Source organism: Brevibacillus sp., from assembly GCF_003521185.1.
Taxonomy (GTDB): domain Bacteria; phylum Bacillota; class Bacilli; order Brevibacillales; family Brevibacillaceae; genus Brevibacillus; species Brevibacillus parabrevis.
On sequence record NZ_DOTK01000067.1, the window covers coordinates 1 to 495 of the forward strand.

At 52.7% G+C, this 495-nt stretch carries 4 tRNA genes; all 4 read left to right on the forward strand.

The window, feature by feature from the left end:
- The first annotated feature begins 25 nt into the window (after nt 1–25).
- Nucleotides 26–101, forward strand: a tRNA-Thr gene (locus DEP07_RS20665).
- Between the two features lie 20 nt (nt 102–121).
- Nucleotides 122–195 (forward strand) — tRNA-Glu (locus tag DEP07_RS20670).
- An 84-nt stretch (nt 196–279) separates the two neighbouring features.
- Nucleotides 280–355: transfer RNA gene (locus DEP07_RS20675), tRNA-Val, on the forward strand.
- Between the two features lie 18 nt (nt 356–373).
- A tRNA-Tyr gene (locus DEP07_RS20680) sits at nt 374–458 on the forward strand.
- Nucleotides 459–495: the final 37 nt, after the last annotated feature.

Here is a 495-nt window from a genome sequence, read left to right on the forward strand (position 1 = left end):
AGTCCGTCCCGAGGAGCCATATGATGCTCCTGTAGCTCAGTCGGTAGAGCGTTTCCATGGTAAGGAAGAGGTCGCAGGTTCGATTCCTGTCGGGAGCACCAGAAGTCATCCTAACAATCATGGCCCGTTGGTGAAGCGGTTTAACACAGCAGCCTTTCACGCTGTCATACAGGGGTTCGAATCCCCTACGGGTCACCTATACACCCAACTATTTGTTGGGGCTCTCGCAAAGTACTTGGTGTTGCTACAACGCAATCTCTTCACTTTGTGAGGGACTTCGGAGGCTTAGCTCAGCTGGGAGAGCATCTGCCTTACAAGCAGAGGGTCGGCGGTTCGATCCCGTCAGCCTCCACCACTTTTTATAGCTGAAAATGGGGAGATAGTGAAGTGGCTAAACACGGCAGACTGTAAATCTGCTCCCTCCGGGTTCGGCGGTTCGAATCCGTCTCTCCCCACCATTTTTTTCGCGTTTTTGGGGTATAGCCAAGCGGTAAG